The sequence below is a fragment of the Paenibacillus contaminans genome (assembly GCF_003285015.1).
GTDB lineage: Bacteria > Bacillota > Bacilli > Paenibacillales > NBRC-103111 > Paenibacillus_V > Paenibacillus_V contaminans.
Genome location: NZ_QMFB01000007.1, coordinates 168,490 through 194,897, shown reverse-complemented (window position 1 = coordinate 194,897; position 26,408 = coordinate 168,490). Strand labels below are relative to the sequence as shown.

Sequence of the window (26,408 nt, the reverse complement as noted above, 5' to 3'; positions counted from 1 at the left end):
CGCTCTTCCTCCCTTTTGGGCATTCGTAAGCGGGCGTCGTTCCCGGACTCCTTGCAGTGCGGTCAAGTATGTGGCCGATACCGGGTACGGCAGCCGAAATATGTCTTCAACTTTGTTTCCTATCAAGAGTCAGCCGCCAATATGCAATTCGTTCTCTCTTCCAGGTGTAGGTAAGATGAAGCTCGCCGCCGCAGGCGACGATCGCCGGGTACGAATATTCGCCTGGTTCGTCTTCCAGTACGACCTCCTGCTCCCAGCTGCGCCCGTTATCATGCGAAAAACGGATAACGAGCGGCGTACGCTCGCCGTGTCTCCCGCTAACCGGGTTATACACGAGCGCCAGCAAACCTTCGTCCAGTTGAGCGAGATCGATCCCGCTATTGTTGTTAGGCAATCCGGTCGCATACGCTTCGCACCACGTGCGGCCCCCGTCCATGGAATCGCTTCGAAAAATGGAGCTTTCCGTGCTTCGAAGAAGCATATGCACTTGTCCTGGCGATGATTCCCACAGAGTCGGCTGAATAACGCCTTTATGCGTTACGGCATTCTTATCGAAAAACGTTTCCCCCGATGGCGGCAGCGTTACCCTTCTAAGAGGAATCGTCTCGCTTCTCTGCCAGCTCGCGCCCCCGTCGGAGGACAAGTCCGCGAACGCGTCCCACCGCTCCTTCGTCTCGATGGAAGCGGGTGCGGCAAGCACGCCTCCGATTAGCGGAATCGGTTTGTTTTTGACAGGGCCGCGTCCGCCGACATCTCCGGGCACCAGTTCCTTCGGCGATGTCCAGGTTTTGCCTTCATTGGCAGAGGTCATAATCATCGTCCGCCAGCTGCGTATTTTTTTGCCGGCTTTATAGTACAAAGCAATGACTCCATCCGCCCCCCGGTACAATACCGGATTCCACAATGGCTCGCTGCCGTCGCCGGCAAGTTGCCGCGGTTCGCTCCATACTCCATTCGACCGAAGCGCCCCCCAAATGCCGACGTCGTCGGATCCTTCCTCCGAACCTCCAAACCAGGCTGCCAGCACGTTGTCCCGATTCAAGACAATCAAGGTAGAAGCATGACAAGACCGGAAAGGACGGTCGTCGTCAAATAGGAACTCCTTGTTTTTCGTTTCAACCAGCATGCAAATCCCCCTTGTCCGGCAAAAGCCACACTTCCGCCACATTCAATCGTTTAAACCCTCGGGTACGAATAAAAGTCAGCTTCAGCTTGCCGCCTCGTATCGCTTCAACGGGAACTTTGCACTCGCGTACCGTCACCCCCCCGGCCTTCACGGCAACCTCGTCGTCGAGCACGAAGCCGTCGTTTGCGGTAAGCCTTACCCAGCAGTCCCTCGGCGTTTTGCCGCTCGTTTCGCCGATGTAAACGACTTTGACGATATAAGGAACAGCCGGGTCGAGCGTTTCGTAACGGACGACGATCGGCGTGTCAAGCAGTGCATTCGCATGGGCGATCCACGCAAGCGGTATGCCGCCAAGCTCCCGCTGACGAGCTTCAGGTATCGATAGCAAATGCATCGCATGGGCAATTCTCGGCGAATTTAAATAACCGGGATCGTTCCTCCAGCCCGCACCCGGATCGATACGGCGAAAACCGCGGTAAGAACCCAAATGATCGTAAAATCCGCCAGGACCGGGATTCGTGCGGTTCAAAGCGCGATCGATCAGCGCCAGCCTTTGCTCCTCGTCGTCCGCTTCGCGTACAATGGCAAGCTGCGTGCGAAGCCAGCGAATGTCGTTCAGCGGCGCGTCGATCGTATCCAAAAACGCGCCTCTACCCTGCGATCTGGCGAAATGCCGTGAAACGGTCAGTTGATACCCGATGCTGCGGAACAGCTCGTCGGCCAGCTTCTCGCAGCGCTCGCGATAAAACCGGGCGATCGGCTTCTCTTCCGCTTGCGCCAGAATGGCTTCCGCCCGCTCAGCCGCAGTCAAACTTCCGGCATGAGAAGCCTGCCGCAGCGCATCCCTCGCCGCCTGCTCGAGCTCAGCTTCGTAGTGGAGCCTTCGCTTAATGCAGACATCGTAATAAGCTCTTAACAGATGCATCTGGAAGCGGTAATTGCCATGCACACGCGCAGGGGCTTCACGCTCGATTCGCTGCCACTTCTGCAGCGTTTTTTCGACCTTTTCGTTCTCGGCAAGCGGCCCGACCCAATTTTCTTCCAAAGCGAACAGCCCTTCTGTGATCGACATGGCACGCTCGCTGTCGATAAACCATCTTGCGTAATCCCCGAGCGTCTCAGCCACGGGCGTCTCCGGGTCCCAATCTTGGTCGCACCAAACGAATTTGTTGAGGTCGTCGTTGATCCCTTCCGAATATCCGATATTGCCCGCCGCATAAGGCGCCAGCAAATTATGGATATGCTTCTGGGCGTTCGGCCGCGGGTTGCAGCTTTCCCTCCCGAGCGTCAGCGCGAAAGGCAAATCCCAGTCGGCCACAGGATATTGGCATTGGTAATTATGCGTAATATCCTCGTATCTTCGAATCGGGTATTTCCCGGGAATAAGCGTTCTCAGCTCCGGCAGCGGAACGTCGACATGCGGACCGAATACGATCCCGCCCAGCCACTCGGGCTCTGCCTTCACTTGCCGGTAGAAAGCCTCCATCCAGGAAGCGGAATCGTACCGCATAATTTGCGGCGACACCCATATTTTCGCCTTGGGGTGGTAGCGCTGCAGCAGCTTCGCCACTTGCTCCAGCCACGCGAATAAAGGATCCGGCTCCAGCTTCCCCGGATCGCTTCCGGGAACGAACAACGCGTGGATATGCGGCAACTCTCGGAATATTCGCTCCCGCTCCTCGAGCTCCGCCCGAATCGTTTCCGGGTCGGAATAATCCTCGCCCATATTCGGATACCAAATCCACGTATCCAAGCCGTAGCTGTCGATGATTTCGCCAAGCCGCACCATCATCTCCAGTGGTTCGACCTTCATCAGCGGTCCGGTCGGATGGTCGTCGGTACGCGGAGGCAATATTTCAATGCTATTCGCGCCGAACAAGGCGAGCTCCCTGATATAGCGATCGAACTGGGCAGTATCCCAGGCGTCGAACGCGTTGTTTTTGGGGCGGTAACCGAGCTGATGGCCGCGTATCGTGGAATAAGGAGCAGTAATCACATCTAAGGGAGCTTTCAGTCGAATGGATCCCTCCCCCCAACGCAAACGTCTCAGCAGCTTCCCTACCCCATACAGCACACCGCGGGCTTCCGCACCGACAATCCAAACGGTTTGCGCGCTTTCTTCGCATACCGTCCGCAGCATATACCCTTCCGCCTTCAAATACGGGACGAACGATGGCCGCGCCGGATTGGGCATCTTGCTTAACGATTCGATCGTACCAATGACAATGACCGGTACGGAGTGATTTGGGAAAGCAAAAAGACGGCTCAGCTCAATCCCCGTACGGAACGCCAACTCTTCAATCAGCACGTCGACCGCTTTGGCTTCAACGCCTGCGGCTTCCCCGGAGCAAACGACAACGGCCCGTGTTAAATCGATGTCCATGACGTTTTCGCCTCCGCTTTTCTCAACTCTCCTTGATCCCCAGCCAATCGAGCCATGCCGCCGTATCCGAAAAATCGCCGGCTATCCGCTCCGCCCCTGCGGCCAGCAGCCTTGCGTGCTTAACCGGATTCACGCCTTCACGCGTATGCTCGTCGCTCGCAAGACCAAGAGCTAGAGCGCCGTTTTCCCGTGCGATTCGAATCTCGACCTTTCCGTCGCCGATAATCGCCAGCTCATCGCCGCGAAATCCTTTTTGTTCCAATAGATCGCTCATCACCTTCTCTTTGGAGCAGTCGGCGCGTCCGACGGGCGCTCCCGCTATTTCCTTGAAATACCGCTGCACCCCCAGCACCTTGGCTTCATTGACGACATCGGGATGATCGGTTCCGCTCGCCACGTACATCTCGATGCCATGCCGTTCGAGCGCTTCCAGAAACGCTTCGGAGCCTTTCATCAAATAGTCGGTCGGACTTAGGCGTCCCGCTTGCAAATCGTCGATCCTTCGCTGCACGTTCAGCAAAAGCCGGCGGTTATATTCCGCCTTGTACGCCCATTCGCCGAGCACCTCCCGGTTCCAGCCCGTCTCCGCGACTTTGGCGGCCAGCCAGCGCATTTGAAAAATCGTTTGAATCCCTGTCGACTGATCGATATAGTCGGCGATTTCCTTCGCGAGCGCCGCCGATTCCTCCGGCGTTAGCCTGCGCTCTCCCGCAATAGACTCGAGCATGAACGGAGCCATCGTCTCCTCCCAACCCGCTCTCAGCGTCGAAAGCGTGCCATCAAAATCGAATAATACCGCTTTAATGGATGTCATCCTATATGACCTCCCGAATGAATAGAATAAGGCCGCAAGCCGTTCAACCTTTTGGAACGCCTGTTAATGCCGACCAGAGGGCCGGCACGGTTTCCTCGTGTAGCCCTTCAAAATGAAACCCTTTCCCGCCCAAGCTCGTCGGCCGGTGCACGATATTTTTGCGCGGACGGTAGTAATAATCCCAATCCTCGTAGCCGACCTTCTTATGGTAATCGCCCAGCCTGACAATATCGAAGTTCGCCGTTGTGATATGGTGCACGGGATACTGCAGATTGCGTGCGATTGACAGCGCCTTCAGAAACACTTCAGGCCCGGTAACGGTAGAGCCGAAATTGACGAAGACCCCGCCTTCCAGATGAGCGACCGTGTGGCAGTAGGATTGGAAATCGAATCCGCTCGCCCGCCCTTGTACGGCAAAATCGGAAAGCGGATGAAGCTGGATATCGTCAGGACCTATCGTAATATGGCAGGTGTAGGGGATGCCTTTCTTGATGCAAGCTCCAAGCAAGCTCTCGTCGAGATGCGGAAAACGCTCCGGATACGCGCCCGCGTATTCGCCCAAGCTCTGCCCGTACCCCCAATCCCGGCCGTAACCTTCCTGAAGCGCTTTGTGTACGATGTCTCCCGTTTCTTCCCACAACCCGAGCTTTCCTTCCCGCAGCGTTCCGACTTCGACCGCTTCCGTACGGCCGAAGGCAGCCAGCTCGATATCCTGGAAGCAGGCAGCGCCGGTCAATGCGAGATGCGTGATGTAACCGCGCCCGATCAGATCGGTCAAATACCGGTGCACGCCGCTCCCGATAACATGACTGCCTAGCGACACCAGAATGGGACATCCGGTTTCCTTCGCTTCCCGCAGCCTGCCGATAAAATCCGCAAACGGAGGTTCCGCCGCTTGCCCGGCAAACGTTCCGCCTGCGTGAGGACTTGGATCGCCGCGCTCTCCCGGCGATAACGGAACGCTGTCGGCCAGCGCCTCGGGCTGCTGCTCCAAGCGAAGCCGGCTCCTTCTGGAACCTATGGGGAACGTCGTCGCCGGCGGAACATCCGTGCCGGAAAGAGCGCTTCCCGCATCCTCCGCTACCGAGGACGAAACCGTAGAAGCAGCCTCTCCCCCAGCGCCTGAAGCAGGTGCCGAAAACTGAAAGCCGAGCTCCGCTTTCCTTCGCATGAGGCCGTCATAAAGCGCCGGTATGGTTTGCTGATGCAGCCCGTGGAACAATAGCCCCGTTCCGCCGATTTCTGCAAGTCGGTCCGCCAGTACCCGCCTCGGCCGGTAATGGTAATCCGGATCCGTTTCTTCGGGGCGGAAATCCGCCGTGACCGGGACGATATCGAAATTGGCGGCGACGATATCCCGCATCGGCAGCCCCCGGTTACGGGCCAGCGACAAACCCCGCAGTAATATTTCAGGTCCCGATATCGCGGAGCCGAAATTCAGAAATACGCCGCCGTCCTTCATATCGGCGATGGAGCCGCACATCCGCCGAAAATCTTCGCCCGATGCAGCGCCCAACGCCTCGAAATCGACGATCGGATGCTGATGGATAATATCCGTCCCGATCGAGATATGGCAGGTGTAAGGTACGCCATAGCGCTGACATTGCACGAACACGCAGTCATCGTAGTAAGGAAACTTTTCCGGATTGGCGGATAAGTACCGGTATAAGCTCGGGCCGTAGCCGAGCCCCAGCGCGGCTCCCTGTTGAATCGCCTCGTTCATGAACCGGCCGGTTTCTTCCCACATGCCGAACGAGCCGTCCTCGATGGAACGCGCCACATCCTCCGACGTTTCGCCGAGAAAAGCGAGTTCGAAGTCATGGATGCTGGTTGCCCCGTTGCCCGAAACATGCGTGAGAAACCCATGCTTCACCATATCGATGATAAAACGCGATAGCCCGTTTTTGATGACATGCGCCCCCATCGACCAAACGACCGGCTTCCCATCCATTCTTGCTTCAAGGATCCGCTCGATCAACCCTTGAAACGCCGGGTTAGCCGCACCGCGCCATTGCTCCGTTCTCTCCGCGTCCGGGCGGGCCATATTTCGAATCGTAACCAGGTTCGTTCTGTCGTAAACGGAATTCGTTCTGATCCCCGCAAAAGAAAGCCGTTCCCCTGCCATCCGCTTTCCTCCCCTTAGCTGTTAATGCTCCTGCCGTAGTCCACGTCTTCTTATATGGAACCGCACACTTCGAATTCAAGCCATGACGTTATGCTTCCAAGCGGAGGAACGGCAAGCGCCAACCCTCTTTCGACAGCCTCGCTCAGCGTCAATTTCGGCGGGACGTTGAACATTTCCAAGCCGATGTTGTAATCGCTTCCGAAAAACGGATATTGCATATCCGCCTGAAAATTTTGCCAATACCATAAATAAGGCCACACATTCCCATCCCACCTGACTTCAAGGGAAACGCCGGTACTCGCATTGGTCAACCTGTATCTACTGTCGGGAACGGAAAGATAAAGCAGATCGCGGCTCGTTCCGGCGTCAGGCATGATCGATAAGTCCGTGTCCGCCCCGTCCAGCCGCATAACAGGCCATTTCCAGCTTTCCCCGGTAACCGGATGAAACACCTTCGCGCCTTCTCCGAGCGTTATGAATGATTCCTTCCCGAGAAAAGGATGTCCGTATGCCAGATGATGTCCCCAATTGGCCTCCAGCTCCGTAGACGGCGATAAGTTCCGCACCGTCTCCTCGATTCGGACGACTGCGCTGCCTGCGGTTAAAGTAATCAGCTTTTCCGTACGAAACGGCATAGACCTGATTTGATTGACCAGCAGCACCTTGATTTCTTTCGGTTCGTCCTTGACGATCCGATAATCCCATGGCGTAACCGCCGATTCCCCGCGGTGAACGGTTCCTCCCCGATATGCGGACGTATAGCTGACTTCGGGAAACATTTCCTGCCAACCCCCCAGATAGCCGATCTCGTACTCGGCGTAAAGCGGATGAGGAGGACCCAGACCGTTATGCGAGTGCCAAATGAAATCCGTATCGGTCGGCTTATGCAGCCAGCGGACCGGTTCCCCGCCTTTATCCAGAAGCAGGTGAATGAGAAGCTTGTCGTTCTCAAGCAGCAGCGACCGGTAACCCTTGTAAATGATGTCGTCGATAATTCTGCAGCCTGCATTGCGGTAAGGACGATACGAATCTCCCATATTCAGACTCCTTTCGTTCAAGCACGCCGCGGATCCGGCTTTTTCCAGGCAACTACTTCGCACTTTACTTAATCTTTAAGTTTATTTGGCGAGCATAAACGATTTCGTCATCGTTTGGCGAGACGATTCGTTTATCATTAAAACGCCGGCCGGCTAACTCCCTTCCGCGAGCGACAGCAAGCGCACCGGCTCGGAAAGCAAAAAACCGAATAACAGTGCCGCGGCGCCTACGGCGCTTTGGGAAGTGCCGAACGTCGACGGCTCTATACGCAGCCGATCCTTGGCGAATGCATATAGCCTTGATCGCAGATGACTTCTGACGGGCAGCAGGTAGTCCGCCAAATAAGGATATAATCTCCCTCCCAGCACAACCATTTCCGGATCGTAAAGATTGTAAACGTTGATAAGCGCCGTCTCCAAGTAAGTAAGCGTATCTTCCATGCAGCGGAGCGCTTCCGAGTCCCCTTGCTTGATCGCCTCTTTCAGCTGTTCCATCGAATTCCCGCCCGGCCAGCGGCCTAATATGCCCGGAATCGATCCGACCGTCTCCCAGCAGCCCCTGTTGCCGCAGTCGCAAATTTTGCCGTCGAGCACGATCGTCATATGGCCGACTTGACCGCACAGACCGTTCGTACCCCGGGAAACCTTGCCGCCGGAAACGACGCCGCCGCCGATCCCGATGCCCATCGTAATGAACACAAGATCCTGCACGTTCCTTCCGAGTCCGTACCAGCGCTCGGCCATAGCCGAAGTCCGCGCATCATCCTCGATAAGCGTAACCATTCCGAACCTTTCCTCCAAGGTCCGTTTCAGCGGAAAACCGCTCCAGCCCGGGAAATTAGGCGGATCCAGCAGATTGCCCGTGTTGTAATCCATCGGTCCCGGCACACTGGCTCCCAAGCCGAGAATGACGTAACCCGCTTGCTCGATTTCCTGCTTCGTCTCGGACAATAACGGCCCGATCACCTCAAAATATTGCTCCGGTCCTTGCCGGTCGCTCATATCCCGTTCAATTGTTCGGATAATCGTCCCGTTCAAATCGACGACGACGATCTCAATCGTCGCCCGTCCGATATCCAAGCCGATTATGCGGTAATGATTCGTATCCAAGCCCAGCATCACTCTTCTGCGGCCTACGCTTCCTGAGACTGCTTCAAATTCGCGAATGATATTGAGCTCGATCAGCTCGGCCGTCAGATTCGTTATCGTACCCGATGTCAGCCCGGTATGCTCGACAAGCTCTACCCGGGAAACTTGTTGAAATTGCCAAATGCGATCCAAAACCTCAGACATATTGCTTTGCTTAACCTGCTTTAAATAGGCGATTTTATTAGGCTGTATTGCAAGCTCCTCCTATTAACTTAATTATTTAGTTAATTGTTATTATAATCAATCTCGTATCTTCTTGTAAATGCTTACGAGCCTCGTTGGCGGCAATCCCCCGGTAAGCTCCGCCGCCTTCAGCAGCCTGCACTTCCTATGCCGGCCTCCTTTCCGGTCAAACGCGCCGTCGGCAGCACGACTCACGACTCATTCCGGGAAAAATTCCTCCTCGAGCATCATGCACAACGTATGGTACACCGGCAAATGCCGCTCCTGAATGTCCGGCGTGCGATCGTGCGGCACCCGGATCGTCACGTCGCATATTTCCGACATACGGCCTCCGGTTCGGCCGGTCAGCCCGATCGTGCGCAAATCCAGCGTTTTGGCAACCTGAAGCGCATGCAGCACATTAAGCGAATTGCCGGAGGTGCTGAGCCCGACAAACACGTCGCCCGGGCGTCCGTATCCGTATACCTGCTGAGCGAAAACCATGTCCGCCGCTACGTCGTTGGCAAATGCAGACGCAAGAGCCGTCTGGCTGACGAGCGATATGGCGGGCAGCGCTCCTTGCAGCCGATCAGCCAAATATTCGCCTTCTCCCGCTAACCGGCTTAACCGCTCTCTCATTAACGTCGGAACCGGCCGTTTTGACATAAACCCCTTCATCAGCTCGCCTACGATATGTTCGCAGTCGGCCGCGCTGCCTCCATTTCCGGCAAGCAGCACTTTACCGCCGTTTCGGTAGCAGTCTCTCATCGTCTCGAACGCCCGGCCGATATCCCCCGCACATACGGACAACTCCGGATATTTGGCCAAACATGCTTCCAGTTTCGGATTCATCGACAAGCTCTCCCCGCACGAATATAGTCGCAACAACCCTAATTAGATGCTGCCCGTTTCCTGAAAATAACCCTAAAACGGCATAATCGAAGCGGATTACCGCCCCTTTTTTCCAAATCCCGTTTTTGCAAATTTGAATTTACTTAATGATTAATTAAATGTATTATATAGGTAAAACTTGGATGTTGTAAACCTTTTTAGGAGGATCGCCATGAATCCGATTGCGACATTATCAGACGAGCTTTTCGTTCCCTTGGACTTGTCAGCGGCCTATAACCGAAACATCGCGGGACTGCAGGCGGGAGACTGCTCTGCTGCCGTTTTATCCCATAAAGATCGGCTGCTAACAGGCGATCATGAGCTATGGGGGATCCCATTCCGGCTCGGTCCGCAGGATCAAGCGAACAATGTCATTCTTCTGAAAGACCGCGAAATCGGGATCGCATTTCCGGAGCCGCTGCACGATCCCCACCTGCTTCTTCTGCATGCGGCCGACTTCAAAGAGAGTCCGGCCGATCATGGCGATATTATCAGCCCGATGATGGGCACTCCCCGTCTCGGCGAAACGGTATGCGACTATGTGCTGCTTTATTCCGACGGAACGGAAGCGGTTATTCCGATTCGCAGACGTTATCAAATCAGCGAATTTCAAGTCAAATGGGGCGAGAACAGCTTCGAGTCGGTCAAACACGTCAAGCCCCGCACGATGGCGACGAACACGGATCTGCTAAACAAGGAAGCCCCCGTCATCCCTTGGGGACAAAGCCAGCTGCGCACCACGTTCCAAGGCTTCGGGAGTCTGATGCATCATTGGCTGTACGCGCTTGAGAACCCTTTCCCGGACAAATCGATGGTCGGGATTTCCATGAGACCGGTCGACGGAACGGCCTTTATTTTCGGTATCACGCGGACCTGCCTGACCACCAATCCGTTCCGCTGGGACGCCCGCAGACAAATGCGATACGTTTCGGAGCCCGGCTTCGTTCCGCAGCCTTACGGCGAGCATGCCAATATACGGCTAGACCTGGGAGAAGTAATTGCCGTCGCGCCGGCTCTCGAATACGATCACGACAACTGGCTAAACCATGCCAATCCGCGTCTCCCTTCAGCCAAACCGAACGAATGGATCATCGATTATACGGCTCATCCGGACGCTCGATTAACCGTGATGAAGGAAGACGGCGGAATCCGCGTCATTCCGCTGCGTATGCTGGCCGAATCTCCGGAATGGACCTTGATGGAGCATATCGCGCGTAAAGTGACCGTACGCGTCGTCGATCGGACGAGCGGGTTGAAAATCGCCGCCAAAATCCATGTCCACGGCTCATTCGGCGAATATATCGCTCCGATTAACGGGCATCGGCTGCCCAATTCGCACTGGTTCGAGGATTACGGGGCGGAATATGTCCAGCAATTTCACTACAGCGCTTACATCGACGGCGAAGCGGAATTCAAGCTCCCGCTCGGAACCGTTTTCGTTGAAATAACGAAAGGCTTTGAAATCCGCCCGATTCGCCGATCCTATACGGTTACTGACGAGACCGATTTGATAACCGTAGAGCTTGAGCGGGTGCTTCCTTGGCGGCAAAAGGGCTGGGTGACTGCCGATACGCACGTCCATTTCCTGTCTCCCCAAACTGCGCTGCTGGAAGGCGAAGCCGAGGGCATCAATGTAGTCAACCTGCTTACGAGCCAGTGGGGCGAAATGTTCAGCAATCTCGGCGATTTCGACGGAAGAACGACGATAGGCAGCAAAGAAAACGGCGGCTCCGGGGAATATTTGGTACGAGTCGGAACGGAAAACCGCCAGCATGTCCTCGGTCATATTTCCTTGTTAGGGTACGAAGGTAAAATGATTTTACCGTTATGTTCGGGCGGACCCGACGAATCGGGACTCGGCGATCCGCTTGAGGCGACGATCAGCGAATGGGCAAGGCGCTGCCGCGAGCAGAACGGCCTTGTCGTCATACCCCATCTGCCGAACCCGCGAGCGGAGGGCGCCGCCGCTATCGTGATCGGAGAAGTCGATGCGGTTGAAATGTGCTCCTTTGAAAATATCGGCATCAACCCCTACTCTCTGTCCGACTGGTATCGGTACTTGAATTGCGGGTACATGCTGCCGGCCGTAGGAGGAACCGACAAAATGTCGCAAGCGACGGCTGTCGGGACGATACGCACATACGCGCTCATTCGAGACGAACCGTTTACTTACGACGGATGGATGAATGCCGTGCGGCGGGGACATACGTTCGCTACGCTCGGTCCGCTGCTCGATTTCCGGGCGGGCGACGACGGCGAGATGGGCTCCCGGCTTCAACTTCCGGCATCCGGCGGCACGCTGGACGTCGTTTGGCAAGTATCGTCCGTTACCGTACCCGTCACCAAAATCGAGCTCGTCGTGAACGGCGAGCTCCGCGAAATGCAAACGACGGATCCGGACGCCGGGCACTACGCCGGCCACTGGTCGGTACCGGTCAAGGAAAGCTGCTGGATCGCCCTTCGAATACGCGGCAAATACCACGATCAGAGCGAAATGATCGCCGCCCACTCCAGCGCGGTAATGATTATCGTCGACGGGAAGCCGTGTTTCCGCGCATCGGATGCGGTTACGATCCTTGAGCAGATCGAGGGGTCGACCGCCTACGTGAAATCGCTCGCCACTAAAGCCGACGACCAGACCTACAAACGCCTGCTCATGACGCTGACGAGCGCGCATCGCGCACTGCACAACCGGATGCATCAGAACGGGGTCATGCACCGCCATTCGGCGGCCGATCAGCATCAGCACCCTCATCATCCGCATCATGACGATCATCAGCACGCCAAACCCAAAGGCCACGGGCATCATCATTGAAATTCTTCTGTTTTTAATCAGGGCCGCCAGCTTGTGCCTGGCGATCCTCTTCTATGCGCATACGATTAATCCACTACTTGAAAAAGCTGCGGGATTGCAGGTCCGATATACCTGATCGACATTTTGCCGTCCTCGAAGCCGAGCCACCACACGCAGCCGTTATCGCCGAACGGCCTTAACGCGTTTGAATACTCCATCCCGAGAGCCGCCAGCATCAGTCTGCGGTTAAGCGCGCCATGTGCGAACAAGGCTACGCGTTCATCCCCCGTGAAACGGCTGCGAAGCCTTTCGAGCAGGCGATTGGCCCTCAGGTAGCCAGTCTCCGACGTCTCGCCGCCGGGGCAGTGCCAGCCGAGCGGATCGGACTCCGTTTCCTCGGCAAACCGGATTTCCGGATACATTTCGGCAAGCTGCTCCGTCGTAGGACCGCGATAACCGCCCCCGGTCCATACCTCATGTGCGTCAAGCCATACTTCCACAGGCAGCTTCACCGCGCGCGCGAGCGGCTGCGCCGTTTCTATCGCGCGCATCAGGGGACTCGAGAAAATGTGCGTGAGGCGGGCACCAACCATACTAACCGCTACTTTTTTCGCTTGGGCGCGCCCCCTTTCGGTCAATCCGCCGTCCGCCAGCAGCGTAGGCGAAGTATTCGTGACGGACTCGCCATGACGGATAATGAATAATTCCATACCTCTCCCCTCCTTGCTTCAAGCACTACATGCTAACTTTATTCCGCAGCAGCCAAAGTCAGCCGGACGGGCATTCCTGTAAGTGCCGATTCCTTGGCGGCAAGAGCGATCTCAACGGCTTTGTAAGCATCCCGCGCGGTTACTAACGGTTCCCCGCCGTGGCCGATGCACGCCAAAAAATGCTCGAATTGGACCCGAAACGGACTTATCACCGACGGTCCTTCCTCAACGACGACCTTAGGCGCCGCCTTCAGCCCCGTGTCAGGCGCCGAATCCGTTCCCGGTTTCCCCTCCAAATTGCTGTATTTGGCAATGCCGTTGCTGCCGATCAACTCGATTTCCGCCGTAAAAGGCCCCGGGTAGCCCCAAAATCCCTGCACATGGGCGATGGCCCCGCTCGCGAACTGCAGCGTAATCAATGCGTGGTCCGCCGCATCCCACCGTTTGTTATAGGCAAAAACCGTTTCGACCTCTCCGAGCACGAACCGGGCATAATCGATATCGTGAATGAGCAAATCGAGTATGACCCCGCCGCTCTTGGCCGGATCGTTGTACCATGACCGCGCCAAACCGGGATGCAAGCCGCCCCGCTTCAAATGAGCGGCCTCTACCAAACCGATCGCTCCTGAAGCCGCCTTTTGCCGAACGAGCTCGTATTCGGGGTAAAAACGCAGTACATGACCGACGAACAACCGGACACCCGCATTTTGGCATGCCCTAATCATCTCCGCCGCATCCGTCAAATTCGGCGCGATCGGCTTTTCGCAAATCGCATGCTTGCCCCGCCGAGCCGCATCCATTACATATCCCTTGTGCAAATAGGTCGGCAGCGTCACGCATAAAACGTCAGGATCCGTTTCTTCCATCATCTTTTCGTAAGATGTATATGGAGCCGCTCGGCACAAATCAGCCGTTTGCTCGGCGGCTTCCAAACGCGTGCTGCAGACGGCCGTCACGTTGACGCCGCCGATTTGAGACAGATTGCGGGCATACAGCTCGCCCATCGTACCGCAGCCGACAATCGCGATTTTCAATACAACCGCCCTCCATTCTCTTCATTCAACCGATTAGACCTCATCCCATATTCGGCGAACGTTTTCGAACGCAATCCTCGCGCCGAGACGAGCGGGTTCCATTCCTTCAAATTCAATGGATAAATATCCGTCATAGCCGGATGCCTTGATCGTCGATAAAATATGAGGCAAGTCGAGAGAGCCGAAGCCTGCGATCGCTCCCCGCAAGTAATTGCCATAGAGAGTGGGAAACCAGCCTTCTCCCGGATTTTTACAGCGCTTGCGGGAGTAAAAATCTTTGATATGCACCATGGAGGCGTACGGCATCATCTTGGCGACCGCGATATGCGGATCTTCGTCCGCGCACATGAAGTTGCCGACGTCCACCGTCGTTTTATAGTTGGGCCGATTGACGCGCTCAAGCACCCGAAGCACCCGGTCGCTCGATTGTACGTAGTAGCCGTGATTTTCGAGACTGGTCGTAATGCCGCAGCCGGCCGCATAATCGGCAATCTCGCCGCAGGCTTGGGCGATAGCAGGCAGATCCGCTTCAAACCGGTCGATCGAGCACCGGTCGATCGGCTTTTTCGCTACATCATGCCGCATCAGCTTCGCGCCTAAGGCGTGGGCGATATCCACTTGCCTTTTTATTCTTTCGATTTCAGCGCTTAATCCGGCATCGTCCTTATCGGCAAAGTTGCCGCCGACGGCATAATTGGAAATAGCCAGCCCTTCCTCCGCAGCCGTCCGGCGAATATCCGCTACGAACCGCTCGTTCGTCATTTGCTCCTTCATCCCGGACAACGGCACGATTTCCACATGCTCCGCACCTTGTTGGCGGATCCAGCCGATCGCTTGAAAAATATCCATTTCCCCTGACGCGATACAGGAATTTAAACTGTAGCTGCTTATGCCGAGCTTCATGCGATCACCTCTCGCTTTTTTAGTCGCTCCAAACTTTTACTACAATCGGATTTTCGCCAGAACGGGATAATGATCGGAAGGAAGCTTTCCGTCAAACTTGTCTCGGATAATCGCCACGCCATCCACATGGACATCGGGCGTAACGAAAATATAATCGATCGGCCCGCCTTCCTCGCCTCCCTTGAAGCCGTGAAAGGATAACCCGGGATTGCCTGCCAATACCGAGTAAGCGTCCTTAAGCGCACAATGTGCCCCGTTTACCTCCGTTTGACCGCGCAAAAAAGCGATAACCGGATTATCCGGCTCGGCGTTTAAATCTCCCGTAATCAGAGCGGGAAGTTCCAGCCGATTCTTGTGGTCAGACAAACGTTCCCAAAGCAGGACGCTGCCCTTCGCTCGGGCTAACTGGCTGCTGTGGTCCAGGTGCGTATTATAATGAAGAAACTGTTTTTGCGGTTCGTTGCGGGTTTGAAAATGCGCCCAGGTGCAAATCCGGTGATGCGTGGCTCCCCAGCTCATCTCTCTTGGCTCGGAAGGATATTCGGAAAGCCAGAACTGGCCCCATTCCCGCACCGCAAGCTCCTCTTTTCGATAAAAAATGGCGTTATACTCGTTTTCCGTCCCGCCGTTCCTTCCCTCACCGACCCTGCCGTACTCCGGCAGCTCCCGGTCAAGATATTCAAGCATGTCGTAAAGCCCTTCCTGCGTCCCCGCCACGGTAGGACGGTACCGCTTCACGACTTCGGCTGCGTATCCTTTGCGGAACGACCACGCATTCCCTTCATCCTCCGCCGACTGTCTGCGCAGATTGAAGGTCATGACCGTCACATTCCTCGCATTCATGGCATCTCACTCCGTATGTCTTCCATAGTTTAGACGGTTAGCCTTTCAGCTTCGCCGTTTTGGCTTACCGCCCGGTTCGTTCCCAACTTTTTCACCCCATACAGGACACCGATGCAAACAACCGCTCTTTCCCTACCCGACGTCGGCAGTCTTCACCGGTCTCGGAACAGCCGGCAGCCGGCCGACCGGCGCATGCTCTTCCTGCTGCGTCACGACCGTACCGTCCTCCATGCGTTGCCACGTCTCGAAGCCCCGCTCGCCTTCGCGGAGCCGGATCACCCTTGCGCCTCGGGGGAATTCCGCATCCTCACCGGCCGTATTATAGCCCCCGGCGCGTCCGTAGCAGAGCCATATGCCGTACAGCTCGCCGCAATAATCGTTCGTGTGGTCGTGGCCGACGAACGTCCCCATCACGTCGCCCATTTGTTTCATCGCCGCGAACATGCCCGTATTTAGCCGAGGGCAGCCGACGTTTTCATTTTTAACCCCGAAGCATGTATGAAGATCCCAAACGTCATTGTATTCCGGCAGAGGGATATGAAAGAAAGCAAGTGCGGGCAGCGGTTCGCCGTTACGTTCCGTAAGAGCGGACGATTGCCGGATGTACCAGTCCACCTGATCGCGTTCCAGCCAGGCATAGCTTTTGATAATATGCTTGGGCGCGCTGCATCCCGTATCAAAAAAATAAAGCGCCGCTTTCGCCTTCTCTCCATCACTTCCGTATACCTGAAGCACATAATTACCGACGCCGGTAACGTCCTCCGGTCCGGCTTCGGCCAGACAGAGCGCTCGGCTGGATACGCCCTCCATCCATTCGACGCGCGTACAAATGTCGTGCTCCGTATCGTGATTCCCGAGGGCGATCGCATACGGAATCCCGAATTTCTCCGGGAGCGCCGCCAGCTCCAGAAATTGCTCCAACTGATTGTCGCAGCGGTTCCCTTTGACCGCATCTCCGGTAAAAACGACGAGATCCGGCCTTTCCGATGCGAGTACCGACTCGATGACGGCGATCGTGCGCAAATCCTCCGGTACGCCGCCTTCATAATGCAAATCCGCAATTTGCACGATCGTAAACGTGCCGTCCTCGCGAAAAGCCAATTGTTTATTACCCTTCATGGCGGTTTTGCGAGCCTCCTTTCAAGCCTTGCCGCACAAGCTTCCTTGCTGCCGCTCCGGTTTATGCACCGGCTGACGGGTTACAAGCGAGCCGTCCTCCAGCCGGATCCACGTATCGAAACGGCGTTCCCCTTCCCTTAACCTTATGATGCGGGCTCCGCGCTGAAAGCCTTCCTGCACCTTGCCGTTAAACCCGCTGACCCGCCCATAACAGAGCCGGATCCCGTTTAGCACGCCGCAATAGTCGTTGGAATGGTCGTGTCCCGCGAATGTCCCGATGACATCGCCTTTCTCCACCATAGCGGCAAACAAACCGGCGTTACGCCCGGGACATCGCACCGCGTCGAATTTATACCCGCAGCACGGCTGGGTATTCCAAACTTCCTCGTATTCCGGCATCGGAATATGGCAAAAAAGAAGCGCAGGCAGCGCTCGGCCAAACTTCCTCTTAAGAGTGTCGGACTCCCGGACGTACCAATCCGTTTTATCGCGGTCGATCCACTCGCTTCTTCCGTCATGGACCTCGCTCTCCGGCGCATTGCGGTCGCTGTCGATAAAATAGAGGACAGCCGCAACTTCCGGCGATCGGGATGCCGATACCAGAAGCAAATAATTGCCTACCCCGCTCACATGCTCCGGTCCGGACTGCGCCAAGCAAAGAGGCCGACGGCTCTCCATATCCATTAGTTCCTGCCGGGTGACGTTACGCCGCGAATCGTGGTTGCCGAATGTGAATGCATAAGGAATTCCCGCCTTTTCGGCGATTGACGTAATCTGGCGAAATTGCGCTAGGGGATCGGGTCCGCGGCTGCGGATCTGATCCCCGGTGTATACGACCAAGTCGGGCCTCTCCTCGCGAAGGATCGCCTCGAGCATCGCGAACGAGCGCAAATCCTCCGGGGTGCCGCCTCCGTTATGGACGTCGGTAAACTGCACGATCGTAAACGTGCCGTTATCGCGAAACTTCAATTCTGCTTCTCCCGTCAAACGGCTCTCCCCGGTCGTCATTGCATCGTTCCCTCCTTTAGATGTTCACAGGCAATCCGGATGCCGCCGAATCGTTCGCAGCCAGCGTAAGCTCGACCGTCTTCAAGGCATCCTCATAAGGAGAAAGTATAAGCGACGAATCGCCAGTAATTACCGCGCGGATGAACGTTTTATCCTGTATGGCCAAACCGTCCGACCGTTCCTGGTAAACGACCGTCTTCTCGCGGTCGGCAATGGTCAGGCTTTTGCCGTCCAGCAGTACCCGGAATCCCGTCCCCATGAGTTCGACGCCCGAACGCCGTTCAAACTGGATGCAGTTGTTCTCGATGCTACCGATCGCGCCTGACGCAAACACAACATTAACCATACCTACGTCGGGGATGTCGCTTCCTTCGATTTCCTCGGTGGCCAGCCGCGCCATGTTGGCGTACACCGTATGGACATCGCCTGCAAAATAACGCATCAAATCGGCGAAATGCGTCGTCATCTCCACCAGCTGTCCGCCGGATTTGGCCATCACCTTCCACCACGGAGCGCGTACGAACTTGGTCGTATTGTAGCCGCGTACGGTCAATATCCGTTTATCCTCTAAATACGCCTTTGCGATGGCGGTCGTATCCTGGTATCGGAGCAAATAGCCGGAGGAGGACAGGACGCCTGCCTTGCGGATCGCCTCCGCTTTGCGGCGGATAACGTCCATTTCGAGGCCTAACGGCTTCTCGACGAAAAGATGAATTCCCCGGGCGGCAGACTTTTCTTCGTAATCCCCGTGTGCGAATGGAGGCACGCAAACGAATAAAATATCGAGCTTTTCCTTCTCGAGCATAACATCGAAATCCGAATAAGCCGCCGCTCCGTACTGAGCGGATACTTTAGCCGCCTGCTCGGCGTTAATATCGCAAATGGCGGTAATCGTCACTTCTTCGAACGAACGCAGCGCATTCAGATGCGAATTGGCGATCCCGCCCGCACCGATAAATCCTACTCGAACCGTCATATTAACTTCCCTCCATATATGTGTAAAAAATGATTATCTCGATTCGCCGCCGATAATGACGTCCAAATGACGGGCCGTATCGTAGACGGCCTGCAGAGGCGCAGACGCATACGAATGGATTTCGGCCGTCAACACATCGTCGTAGCCGATGTCCTGCAGCGCCGAACGAACGGCGTGCCAATCGACGTCGCCCGCCAGAAGCGGAACGACGAACCCCGCTCCATTGCCCACCCTTCTGGAAAAATCTTTGACATGCACCTTGAATATGCGAGGTCCCAAAATCCGGATCCACTGCTCGGGAAAACCGAACTGGAGCACGTTGCCGACGTCGAAGTACGCCCCGAGCATAGGAGAGTCGAGTTCATCGATATAACGGGCCATTTCTAGCGGTGACAGCAAGAAATGATTCCAAACATTCTCTACGCCGATCCGTACTCGTCTGCGCTCCGCTTCGGCCGCCACCTTCCGCAATTCATCCCTCGTACGGGAATAGCAATCATCGTATGACGTCGTTTGATCCACTAAACCCGGTACGACCAGCACCGTATCCGCACCGACGGCTTCCGCAAGCTCCAGAAGCTTGCTTGTAACGCGGCGGCCTTCGGTTCGTACGGCTTCGTCCGGCGAAGAAAGCGGCGTTTTGCGTACAAGCCCGCCTGACAGCGAGCTCAGCCGTATGCCGTGCTTTTCGGCCAAGCGCCGTATTTCCTCCGCTTCGGACGGCGTTGTCTCCAGCGTCAAGCCAACGCGATCGGCATGATGAACGACAAGCTCTACTGCATCGTAGCCGGCTTTCCGGCTAATCGCGAACAACTCCTCGAGCGGCATATCGTTTGGGAAGCATCCCTGATAAATCCCTTTCAGCATGCGAACACCTCCTATGAAAATGCGATTAGTTTTCCTTTGCCGGGTTCCAGCTCTAATGCCAATATGCCCTGCTCAAGGGAGGCTTCAACTTTTCGGCCGTCTTCCCAAACATGAACCGCTGTCGCCTGCGTTGACAAATACAAGCGGAGCGAGCAACGTTCACTGAAGCTTTCATTAACGATCAAAGCATAAGGGAGACCTTCTTGATCCCGAAAACAGCCGACGATGACCGGGTCGCCTTCCATCCTGCCGATCGGAGCAAATTGTGTCAGGCCTCCTTCGATGGCAGGCTGCATTTCACCGTGCGTAAGCACGCCTGCGGACACCAGCTTCACGAGAACTTTCCCTATCCGCTCGATTTCACGGTTAATCCTCTGCACTTCGCCGTAATGCCTCGTCTGCTTGCCGCCCTTATCGATCATCGCATCCCCGAATGTTTCGTTCCCGTCATCCGGCGTCCAGTAGGTAAAATATTGAATACCTTTGACGCCGAAGGCCAAGCTCGTATAAACCTGCCAGTGAATTTCCGCCTCCGACGGGTCACGGTTCGATCGGTTGAAAGCAAGCGTCTGGATAAACAGCCACAACGGCACGCCGGCGCCCAAAGCGGCTTCCCTCATCATTTGGAGGTTTTCATAATAGTCTTTCGTTAATTTCCGGTCCTTCCCCGGACGAGGGGTCAATAACGGATAATGGTCGTAGGACAATACGTCCGGCTCGAACTTCTCTATAAAGCTCTGCACGTATACCGCATGACTGCCGCCCCTCTGTTCATCGGATGCATAGGTCGGAAACAGATTGACATAGGCCAATCCATGCGGGACCGCCTTTCGATAGACGGACTTTAAGGCGCGCAGCCGGTCGAACTGATCCATTGACGGTTCGTCGACGAATAAATGGCCTAGATAAGCCGGGTGGCCGGCAAATTCCGCAACATAGGTTTCCGCCTTATCCATCTCGTCTATGGAAAGCTCGAGCAGTCTCGTATCGTACACCAAATACTTCAGTTCGTTTTGTTGAGCTGCGTCCAACGCTTGATGAATAAACCGGGTTCCGGCACTAAGCTCCGATAGGCCAATGACAAACGTAAAACCTGCCTCGCGGATTTCGCGGTACCGTTCCGTCGTAATTTCGTCTGGCGGCGGCGATACCCACAATCCGATCGGAATGCCTTCTTCCCGCAGACTTATGGAATTCCCTAGTTCGTTCATCCAAACACCTCCAATTGACGACTCTGTTCAAGCTCTGTATCGCTTAATAAATGCAATTGCGTTGCGGATATTCAGTTCACGCTCCGGCACCTCGCCTTTTTCCCGCTCAATGGTCAGGTAGCCGGTATAACCGATTTGCCGCAGCGCCGCAAAATAATCGTCGAACCGCACCTCGCCCTCCCCGATCGGCGTTTCCGCATGATCGTATTCGGTTTCCCCGTTTACCGTTCGGGGAATACGGACGCCGTCCTTGACGTGGGTATGGACGATATACTTTTGCAGGACAAACACGCCTTGCACCGGATCGTCGCCTTTCACCATCCATAGGTTGGCAGGGTCGAAGTTGACTGCCAGGCCCGGAGCGTTTATCGAATCAAGGAACGTTTTCAGATGCACCGCCGTTTCCGGTCCCGTTTCTATCGCATAAAAGGCTTTCATCGATGCCGCGTGCCGGCCGATTTCGGCGCATACGTTCTGCAGCGCTTCATACAGCTCGGAGCTCGTATCGTCCGGAATCGTACCGATATGCGCGGTTACGATCGGCGTCCCGAGCTCGGCCGCCATATCGAGAATACGCTTCGTTTTATCGATCCGCTCCCGATGCGTGGCGATCTCCATAAACCGGGGACCGCCCGTATCGCCGCATAAGGAGGCAACCTCCAGCCCAAGCGAATCGATGAGTTGCTTCAGCTCCTTGCGATCGGCTGTTCCGAGTACTTCTGGATCCAGCTCCCTCCGCGCAAAAAGTTGAATGCCCTCCGCTCCTACCTCCTTCGCCTTCTTCACGCCTTCCCATGCGCCGATCTTGAAATTATCCTCGATTACGCCGATTTTGTTCTTCATCGTCAAGCGGATCTCCATCCTCTCTACCAAGTAAAGCCGATCGATTTCAAAAACGCCCTTGCGATCGCCATATGTCCGGCCTTCTTCGGATGAATGCGGTCCGACGCGATCGCACCGGGATAATAATAGCGCATCAACTCATCCATCACGGCTTGGGTATCGACGAAAATCGCATCGTACTCCACCGCCAGTCTCCTGACGACATCCGAGTAACGATCCATCATCGCACGCATCGCATCAGCCCTGTTGGATTCGATATAAAAAGGCGTCATGAGAACGAGTCCTTCAATTGCCCCTTCGTACCGGCGATTAATTCGCGCAAAATGCTTTCGTATTCGTCGATATAAACGGGATTCGCCGGTTTGCCCGGCAGATCGAATTGCTGCCATACATCATTGATGCCGATTTTGATCGACAGCCATTCCGGCCGGTGATCCAGCACATCCTGCTGCCAGCGATGCTTGAGATCGCGCGACGTATGCCCGCCGACCCCTTTGTTCATCACCCGTATGCCCAGCTGCGGATAAACGGCCTGCAGCAGCGAGGCGATGCCGGACACATAACCCTCGCCTTTCGGTGCTTCCGTAATCGAATCGCCGATCATCAGCAGCGTATCGCCTTGCTCCAGTTTCATCGTCCGTTATCCTTTCCCTCTTGAAATCGTTACCGTTCGTTGCGGCATCACCAAGGATCCAGACCCAGAAGCTTACGGCCGAGATCCGTCAGCGCTGCGGGCTCCGCACTTGCCTTCGCTTCCCAGCCGCGCGGATCTTGAGGAACGTCGGATGATCCCGTCCGGTTGCGCCAGGTTTCGACCGCACTCTCTCGGCGAACGCCGGGCTGAGCGGGAGACATCGAAATGTACTGCGCAAACCGCGGCTGCGACGTGTAATTTTGCCCGTTCCCATGCGCCAGCAGAACATCCCATATCAGCAAATCGCCTGCCTCGCCCGGTATCGGGACGACTTCGTGGCCCGTTACGTCCGGAAGGGTAGGATGACGGTCGTCCGGCTGCGCGCGAAGCCACTGCTCGAAGTCGCGGTAAATGCTTGGGACACATTGAAAGCCGCCTTGATCCGCTTCCGTATCGGCCAAGTACAACACTCCCTGTACGCGGCGCGGCTTGGGCAGCGGGAAGGTCAAGTTACGCGTATCGATATCCCAATGAATAAACCCGGTATTAAATTGCGTGAAATCTTCGCGTCTGGGCGGCTTCATATTGACCCGGTCGATGCTAACCCACAGCTTTTCCTCTTCCAGCAATTCGGCGAAAGCGCCGTATAGTCTCGGATACTGGCGGTTATCCCACATGGTTTGGTGGTTATACAGAGGCAGCATGCCTTCCTTTTGGTGCTTCCAGAACGTATCCATCCCCGCTGCAGGCCGATACCAGCTCTCCGGATCGTCCGGCTGCTGGCCCGTAAATTGCCAGATCGTTTCGATAACGCGTTCGCAGTTCGCTTTCGGCACCGCATTTTTTACCACGACATAACCGTTCGTTTCAAAAAACTCGCGCATCTCCGCCGTAATGACAGCTTCCACGTGCTCATCCCCTTTGACCGGTTTCTCATTTTATAACGCTCGTGATTAAACGTCAGTCCGCTTTAACCGTCTCGTCGATCAGCTTCCAATACCGTGCCAACCAGTAAGGGTGAAGATAGACGGTTCCGTCCTCGAGTAAATGACCGTCTCCGCTGTCGCATATATATGGCGTTTTGTCCCACCGGTGCATCGGCCTTTCCTCGTACGGGAGCGGTTCGGCAAGAAGGCGGTACCCATGTTTGGCGAGCTCAGAATGGAACCGGACGTCGGATCGGTTGCTGTTGACAACCTTCCAATGAATAAAGTCGAGAGGCATTTCGGCCAGCGTCTGTACTGCAGCTTCTACATCGCAAGCCCGCCCGGTTAACGCCCCGTATACCGCATTCCATAAAGGCGACCGCTCCCGGCGCTCGAACTGCCAATGATGCTCCAAGCTCATCATATATAAGGCGCGCAGATCAGGATCCGTCTCATACATCAGCAAGGGAACGTAGGCATGAAAGCCGAGATTATCGTCAATGCTGCTCGCTTCGCCAAGAAACGTATTTTTCTGCTCCAGCGTGTTCATTCCGTAATGGTGACGGGCGACCAAGTTCCGGTATTCTCGTTCGTATTTCTCATCGCCCGTCATATGGACGGCGGATTTCAGAAACGATAATAACTGAAGCGAATTGATTCCCCGCTGATCGAGCCATTTGGCGTCTCCATTCAGCTTCCCGGGCGTCCACACCGCCCACGTTGTCGGCAAGCCGTCCATGTCGGTCAAGCAATAATCATGCTCGATCACATGATCCATAATCGCGCTTACGTTTGCGCGGATGAGCGCTTTGTCTTCCTCATCCGCCGCCAGATCGAAATAGACGGAATAAGCATAGAAGTGGCCGGTCAGCTCGTCGCTTGACGTATCGCCCTTCCATTCCCACTCGCCGTCCGCGCTCAGGCGCCACTCCGGATTGCTTTCGTTCAGGCCGAATCCCGGCTCCGACTTGTGTCGGACGGAACGTGCGAAAAAGCCCGGCCTGCCGGTAACCGAAAGCAGTCGCATAACCGCATGCATGGAGCGTTTAGCCTTCTCCTTCGCCCGCTCGTCACCGGTTACCGCATAACGGTAGCATTGTGCTGCGACGTAATCGGACGTCCATAATCCGTCGTTGTCGGAAATTCTGACGCTTCCGCTTTCGATGTCGCCCCCTTCGGTCAATCCCCTGCGCGTGACATAGTCGAAACGGGTTTCGTACCGCTCTACCATCCTGTCAAAATGATCCGCCTTCTCCTCCAGCGACATCAGTCGCGCAGACATCTTCGCTATTCCGCCGGAAGTGCCGACCCAAACTGTCCCGTCTGCATCGACCGTTATCGCATGAACGTCATCGTCGGGCAGCCAGCGCTTGGAGGCGAAATACCTCAGCTGTCCCTCGCGAAGCCGGATCGCTCCCCGCGCGGTGCCGAACCAGCGCGTGCCGTCGCCGCCGCGCGCAATTACCCGGACATCCTCGCATGCCAACCCCTTTGAGCCGTCGAGGACATAAAACATATCGCTATCGTCGTGCACGCAAACGCCTTTGTCGGTTCCGATCCACAGATGGCCCCACCGGTCGGCGGACATGCCCCGCAAATCGTCGCTGACGATGCCGCCGTCCCGCGCTTCGATCTTGAACCAGTGCGGCCGCTTGCCGGATAACGCGAACAGCCCCGAGTCCGTCGATGCATATACCTGACCGTCTCCCAGTACGGCAAGATCACGCACCTGCGCTCGCCCGAAGAGAGCCACCCGCTGCCAGCCGTCCCTACCCAAACGAAACAACCCTTCCTTAGCAGCCGCCCACAATGCTCCGCGATCGTCCTCCGCCATCGCTATAGCCGGATAGCCAAGGCTGTCCCGGCGCCATTCCCCGCGAAAAAAACGATACAGCTCGCTTCCAGCCGTCATCCAGAGCGCGTCCTCGCGATCCGCATACAGCATAGTAACCGCACCCGCTTGAGGAAACAGCTCCTCTCCCGCCACACCGTCGACTGCTGCCCATCGTTCGCCTTCCAGTCGGGCCAGCCCGGCGTCCGTGCTCGCCCATAACGTCCCCGCAGCGAATGCCAGCGCATTCACGCGGCTCGAAGGCAAGCCCTGCTGCATCGTATAAAAGCTGCGTTCCCATTGCGGGTAACGCCCCAGCATAAGCGTCGCCCTTGCGGTATTCATTTTCGTTATCACGCCTTCCAAATTGCCATTAATGCGTTACGAATGTTGAAACAAGGGACGGAAGTCGCCAACATACTTCACGTTTACCCCGGCTTCGCCGAAGCTTAGCCAGTACATCGTTCCGTTGCTTTGCAGGAAGCGGACATCGCTGCGAAAATCCAGGCCGAGAGCCGCCAGCAGCAGACGCCGGTTGAAGCCGCTATGCGAGAACAGCGCCACGCGCTCCTCGCCGGGAAACTCGCGCCGCAGCCGGTCCAATATTCGCCGGGCCCTGCCATGCGCCGTCTCCTCGTCCTCGTCGCCTGCGCAATACCAGCCTTCGGCCGCTATTTCGTCCTCAAGCTTAATTTCCGGATACATACTCGCCAGCTCCGGTTCGCTCGGACCGCGGTACGCCCCCTTGTTGCGAACCTCGAACGTTTCGATCCATACCCGAATCGGCAAATTCGCCGCCCGAGCGAGCGGCTGTGCCGTTTCGATCGCCCGCTGCAGAGGACTGGACACGATGTGCGTCACGTTCGCGCCCAGCATACCCGTTTTTACGTGCTCGGCTTGACTGCGGCCAAGCGCGGTCAATTCCCCGTCCGCCATGTCATGCGGCACGGTATTGCCGATAGACTGTCCGTGGCGAATGATGAATAATTCCATAGCTTCCTCCCTGTCGCGCAATGGTGTTT

At 56.0% G+C, this 26,408-nt stretch carries 23 protein-coding genes; 1 reads left to right on the top strand and 22 read right to left on the bottom strand.

The window, feature by feature from the left end:
- Positions 1–106 precede the first annotated feature (106 nt).
- From DQG23_RS14370 to DQG23_RS14340, 7 genes are all read right to left on the bottom strand, one after another.
- On the bottom strand, positions 107–1,126 hold the full coding sequence (locus DQG23_RS14370) for a sialidase family protein (protein ID WP_113031550.1): 1,020 nt from the start codon (positions 1,124–1,126) through the stop codon (positions 107–109).
- Positions 1,116–3,509 carry an alpha-glucuronidase family glycosyl hydrolase gene (locus DQG23_RS14365; RefSeq protein WP_113031549.1) on the bottom strand — a complete coding sequence of 798 codons (2,394 nt, stop codon included), beginning with the start codon at positions 3,507–3,509 and terminating at the stop codon, positions 1,116–1,118. The genes DQG23_RS14370 and DQG23_RS14365 overlap by 11 nt, the downstream gene beginning before the upstream one ends.
- A 22-nt stretch (positions 3,510–3,531) precedes the next feature.
- On the bottom strand, positions 3,532–4,323 hold the full coding sequence (locus DQG23_RS14360; protein ID WP_113031548.1) for an HAD family hydrolase: 792 nt from the start codon (positions 4,321–4,323) through the stop codon (positions 3,532–3,534).
- Positions 4,324–4,366: 43 nt separating this feature from the next.
- Positions 4,367–6,448 carry a GSU2086 family protein gene (locus DQG23_RS42560; RefSeq protein WP_192894589.1) on the bottom strand — a complete coding sequence of 694 codons (2,082 nt, stop codon included), beginning with the start codon at positions 6,446–6,448 and terminating at the stop codon, positions 4,367–4,369.
- A gap of 50 nt (positions 6,449–6,498) precedes the next feature.
- Complete coding sequence (locus DQG23_RS14350; protein WP_113031547.1) at positions 6,499–7,485, bottom strand: DUF4432 family protein; 987 nt, start codon at positions 7,483–7,485, stop codon at positions 6,499–6,501.
- A gap of 153 nt (positions 7,486–7,638) precedes the next feature.
- Positions 7,639–8,778, bottom strand: a complete 1,140-nt coding sequence (locus tag DQG23_RS14345) for an ROK family protein (protein WP_113031546.1) — start codon at positions 8,776–8,778, stop codon at positions 7,639–7,641.
- Between the two features lie 237 nt (positions 8,779–9,015).
- Complete coding sequence (locus DQG23_RS14340; RefSeq protein WP_113031545.1) at positions 9,016–9,648, bottom strand: D-sedoheptulose-7-phosphate isomerase; 633 nt, start codon at positions 9,646–9,648, stop codon at positions 9,016–9,018.
- Between the two features lie 211 nt (positions 9,649–9,859).
- Between DQG23_RS14340 and DQG23_RS14335 the strand changes: the two genes are divergently transcribed.
- Positions 9,860–12,502, top strand: a complete 2,643-nt coding sequence (locus DQG23_RS14335) for a CehA/McbA family metallohydrolase (protein ID WP_202865913.1) — start codon at positions 9,860–9,862, stop codon at positions 12,500–12,502.
- Positions 12,503–12,567: 65 nt separating this feature from the next.
- On the opposite strand, the gene DQG23_RS14330 is transcribed toward DQG23_RS14335, so the two are convergent.
- The 15 genes from DQG23_RS14330 to DQG23_RS14265 all read right to left on the bottom strand — a co-directional run bounded on the left by DQG23_RS14330 (position 12,568) and on the right by DQG23_RS14265 (position 26,379).
- Positions 12,568–13,191, bottom strand: coding sequence for a histidine phosphatase family protein (locus tag DQG23_RS14330; RefSeq protein ID WP_113031544.1), 624 nt, complete (start codon positions 13,189–13,191; stop codon positions 12,568–12,570).
- 38 nt (positions 13,192–13,229) lie between these two features.
- Positions 13,230–14,225 carry a Gfo/Idh/MocA family protein gene (locus tag DQG23_RS14325; protein ID WP_113031543.1) on the bottom strand — a complete coding sequence of 332 codons (996 nt, stop codon included), beginning with the start codon at positions 14,223–14,225 and terminating at the stop codon, positions 13,230–13,232.
- 33 nt (positions 14,226–14,258) lie between these two features.
- Entirely contained in the window at positions 14,259–15,128 is an 870-nt protein-coding gene (locus tag DQG23_RS14320; protein WP_113031542.1) for a sugar phosphate isomerase/epimerase family protein, read from the bottom strand.
- 39 nt (positions 15,129–15,167) lie between these two features.
- Positions 15,168–15,971 carry an endonuclease/exonuclease/phosphatase family protein gene (locus tag DQG23_RS14315; RefSeq protein ID WP_113031541.1) on the bottom strand — a complete coding sequence of 268 codons (804 nt, stop codon included), beginning with the start codon at positions 15,969–15,971 and terminating at the stop codon, positions 15,168–15,170.
- A 132-nt stretch (positions 15,972–16,103) separates the two neighbouring features.
- Entirely contained in the window at positions 16,104–17,090 is a 987-nt protein-coding gene (locus DQG23_RS14310) for a metallophosphoesterase family protein (protein ID WP_113031540.1), read from the bottom strand.
- Between the two features lie 21 nt (positions 17,091–17,111).
- Positions 17,112–18,098: a metallophosphoesterase family protein gene (locus DQG23_RS14305; RefSeq protein WP_113031539.1), complete on the bottom strand. Its 987-nt coding sequence runs from the start codon at positions 18,096–18,098 to the stop codon at positions 17,112–17,114.
- A 16-nt stretch (positions 18,099–18,114) separates the two neighbouring features.
- Positions 18,115–19,074 carry a Gfo/Idh/MocA family protein gene (locus DQG23_RS14300; protein WP_113031538.1) on the bottom strand — a complete coding sequence of 320 codons (960 nt, stop codon included), beginning with the start codon at positions 19,072–19,074 and terminating at the stop codon, positions 18,115–18,117.
- A gap of 33 nt (positions 19,075–19,107) precedes the next feature.
- A complete protein-coding gene (locus tag DQG23_RS14295; RefSeq protein ID WP_113031537.1) occupies positions 19,108–19,941 on the bottom strand; it encodes a sugar phosphate isomerase/epimerase family protein in 834 nt (277 codons plus the stop codon).
- Positions 19,942–19,952: 11 nt separating this feature from the next.
- Positions 19,953–21,152 carry a beta-galactosidase gene (locus DQG23_RS14290; protein WP_113031536.1) on the bottom strand — a complete coding sequence of 400 codons (1,200 nt, stop codon included), beginning with the start codon at positions 21,150–21,152 and terminating at the stop codon, positions 19,953–19,955.
- Positions 21,153–21,179: 27 nt separating this feature from the next.
- The gene (locus tag DQG23_RS14285) at positions 21,180–22,001 is read right to left on the bottom strand and encodes a sugar phosphate isomerase/epimerase family protein (RefSeq protein ID WP_238177890.1); all 822 of its coding nucleotides are present in this window, start codon (positions 21,999–22,001) and stop codon (positions 21,180–21,182) included.
- A 17-nt stretch (positions 22,002–22,018) separates the two neighbouring features.
- Positions 22,019–22,267, bottom strand: a complete 249-nt coding sequence (locus tag DQG23_RS43960) for an SGNH/GDSL hydrolase family protein (protein WP_475110895.1) — start codon at positions 22,265–22,267, stop codon at positions 22,019–22,021.
- Positions 22,264–22,629, bottom strand: coding sequence for a GDSL-type esterase/lipase family protein (locus DQG23_RS43955; protein WP_475110891.1), 366 nt, complete (start codon positions 22,627–22,629; stop codon positions 22,264–22,266). Before DQG23_RS43955 ends, DQG23_RS43960 begins: the two co-directional genes overlap by 4 nt.
- A 47-nt stretch (positions 22,630–22,676) precedes the next feature.
- Entirely contained in the window at positions 22,677–23,537 is an 861-nt protein-coding gene (locus DQG23_RS14275) for a phytanoyl-CoA dioxygenase family protein (RefSeq protein WP_113031534.1), read from the bottom strand.
- 52 nt (positions 23,538–23,589) lie between these two features.
- Positions 23,590–25,731, bottom strand: coding sequence for a ligand-binding sensor domain-containing protein (locus DQG23_RS14270; RefSeq protein WP_113031533.1), 2,142 nt, complete (start codon positions 25,729–25,731; stop codon positions 23,590–23,592).
- Between the two features lie 36 nt (positions 25,732–25,767).
- Positions 25,768–26,379, bottom strand: coding sequence for a histidine phosphatase family protein (locus tag DQG23_RS14265; protein ID WP_113031532.1), 612 nt, complete (start codon positions 26,377–26,379; stop codon positions 25,768–25,770).
- Positions 26,380–26,408 lie beyond the last annotated feature (29 nt).

What these genes read in the sequence shown, in the direction of transcription:
- DQG23_RS14305 (WP_113031539.1), bottom strand. Translation starts at nt 18,098, where the DNA reads ATGACGACCGGGGAGAGCCGTTTGACGGGAGAAGCAGAATTGAAGTTT.
- DQG23_RS42560 (WP_192894589.1), bottom strand. Translation starts at nt 6,448, where the DNA reads ATGGCAGGGGAACGGCTTTCTTTTGCGGGGATCAGAACGAATTCCGTT.
- DQG23_RS14290 (WP_113031536.1), bottom strand. Translation starts at nt 21,152, where the DNA reads ATGAACGAACTAGGGAATTCCATAAGTCTGCGGGAAGAAGGCATTCCG.
- DQG23_RS14345 (WP_113031546.1), bottom strand. Translation starts at nt 8,778, where the DNA reads ATGTCTGAGGTTTTGGATCGCATTTGGCAATTTCAACAAGTTTCCCGG.
- DQG23_RS14350 (WP_113031547.1), bottom strand. Translation starts at nt 7,485, where the DNA reads ATGGGAGATTCGTATCGTCCTTACCGCAATGCAGGCTGCAGAATTATC.
- DQG23_RS14315 (WP_113031541.1), bottom strand. Translation starts at nt 15,971, where the DNA reads ATGAATGCGAGGAATGTGACGGTCATGACCTTCAATCTGCGCAGACAG.
- DQG23_RS14310 (WP_113031540.1), bottom strand. Translation starts at nt 17,090, where the DNA reads ATGAAGGGTAATAAACAATTGGCTTTTCGCGAGGACGGCACGTTTACG.
- DQG23_RS14265 (WP_113031532.1), bottom strand. Translation starts at nt 26,379, where the DNA reads ATGGAATTATTCATCATTCGCCACGGACAGTCTATCGGCAATACCGTG.
- DQG23_RS14335 (WP_202865913.1), top strand. Translation starts at nt 9,860, where the DNA reads ATGAATCCGATTGCGACATTATCAGACGAGCTTTTCGTTCCCTTGGAC.
- DQG23_RS14370 (WP_113031550.1), bottom strand. Translation starts at nt 1,126, where the DNA reads ATGCTGGTTGAAACGAAAAACAAGGAGTTCCTATTTGACGACGACCGT.
- DQG23_RS14365 (WP_113031549.1), bottom strand. Translation starts at nt 3,509, where the DNA reads ATGGACATCGATTTAACACGGGCCGTTGTCGTTTGCTCCGGGGAAGCC.
- DQG23_RS43955 (WP_475110891.1), bottom strand. Translation starts at nt 22,629, where the DNA reads ATGAAACTGGAGCAAGGCGATACGCTGCTGATGATCGGCGATTCGATT.
- DQG23_RS14295 (WP_113031537.1), bottom strand. Translation starts at nt 19,941, where the DNA reads ATGCTGAAAGGGATTTATCAGGGATGCTTCCCAAACGATATGCCGCTC.
- DQG23_RS14330 (WP_113031544.1), bottom strand. Translation starts at nt 13,191, where the DNA reads ATGGAATTATTCATTATCCGTCATGGCGAGTCCGTCACGAATACTTCG.
- DQG23_RS14300 (WP_113031538.1), bottom strand. Translation starts at nt 19,074, where the DNA reads ATGACGGTTCGAGTAGGATTTATCGGTGCGGGCGGGATCGCCAATTCG.
- DQG23_RS14360 (WP_113031548.1), bottom strand. Translation starts at nt 4,323, where the DNA reads ATGACATCCATTAAAGCGGTATTATTCGATTTTGATGGCACGCTTTCG.
- DQG23_RS43960 (WP_475110895.1), bottom strand. Translation starts at nt 22,267, where the DNA reads ATGACGCCTTTTTATATCGAATCCAACAGGGCTGATGCGATGCGTGCG.
- DQG23_RS14340 (WP_113031545.1), bottom strand. Translation starts at nt 9,648, where the DNA reads ATGAATCCGAAACTGGAAGCATGTTTGGCCAAATATCCGGAGTTGTCC.
- DQG23_RS14270 (WP_113031533.1), bottom strand. Translation starts at nt 25,731, where the DNA reads ATGAATACCGCAAGGGCGACGCTTATGCTGGGGCGTTACCCGCAATGG.
- DQG23_RS14320 (WP_113031542.1), bottom strand. Translation starts at nt 15,128, where the DNA reads ATGAAGCTCGGCATAAGCAGCTACAGTTTAAATTCCTGTATCGCGTCA.